Source organism: Streptomyces sp. TBY4, from assembly GCF_024213195.1.
GTDB lineage: Bacteria > Actinomycetota > Actinomycetes > Streptomycetales > Streptomycetaceae > Streptomyces.
In genome coordinates this window covers 1-757 of the sequence record NZ_JANAVF010000051.1, presented here as the reverse complement: position 1 = coordinate 757, position 757 = coordinate 1, and the positions used below count along the sequence as shown (strand labels likewise).

Sequence of the window (757 nt, the reverse complement as noted above, 5' to 3'; positions counted from 1 at the left end):
ACGTTGCCGAAGATGACGACGTCGGCGGAGGGGATGTCGGTGTCGTAGAAGTCGCCGCCGTGGAAGCTGATCCGGTCCAGGACTCCGCGCTGCTCGGCGAGCTCCTCCAGGGAGGCCTTCATCACCGGGCGGTCGAAGACCCCGCCGGCCAGGTGGGGGTGGGCCAGCAGGAGGGTCCCGGCGAGGTTGCCGCGGGCGCCGCCGACGTCCACGAAGGAGGTGTGGCGGCTCCAGTCGTACTTCTTGGCGAGCTCGGGGCCGATCGCACCGTTGAGGCTGTCCATCGCGGAGAGGAACTGACGCAGCCGCTCGGGGTCGCGGAAGATCTGCGCGAAGGGCACCTTGTTGGCGTCCTGGCCGTGGGCGTCACCGGTGCGGAGCATGTCGGCGAGGGACTCCCAGCCGGCGCCCATGAACTCGGTGGTCATCTTCAGGAACCCGCCGACATAGCCCTGCTGGCCGGGGATCAGGTTCCGGCCGGCGGCCGGGCTGTTGCTGTAGACGCCCTCGGCGTTGCGCTCCAGGACACCGACCGCGGCGAGCGCGTCGAGGAAGTCGGCGGTTCCGCGCTCGTGCAGACCCAGACGGGAAGTGACCTGGGCAACGGTGCCCGGCTCCTTCGCGAGCTCCTCGAACAGACCCAGCTCCAGGGCCGTCATCAGAAGCTTGCTCCGCATGAACGACCAGCCGACCAGCATGATGTCGAAGGCGTCATCGATCGGCTGGGTCTCCGGGTTGCTCATCACAAAGTCCTCTC

Annotated in this window: 1 protein-coding gene; it reads right to left on the bottom strand. The window is 68.3% G+C overall.

Annotation, left to right across the window (positions count from 1 at the left end; all coding sequences use genetic code 11):
* Nucleotides 1–743: acetylserotonin O-methyltransferase (locus tag NLX94_RS38705; protein WP_254387992.1), on the bottom strand; the 743-nt coding region annotated here is incomplete at its 3' end.
* Nucleotides 744–757: the final 14 nt, after the last annotated feature.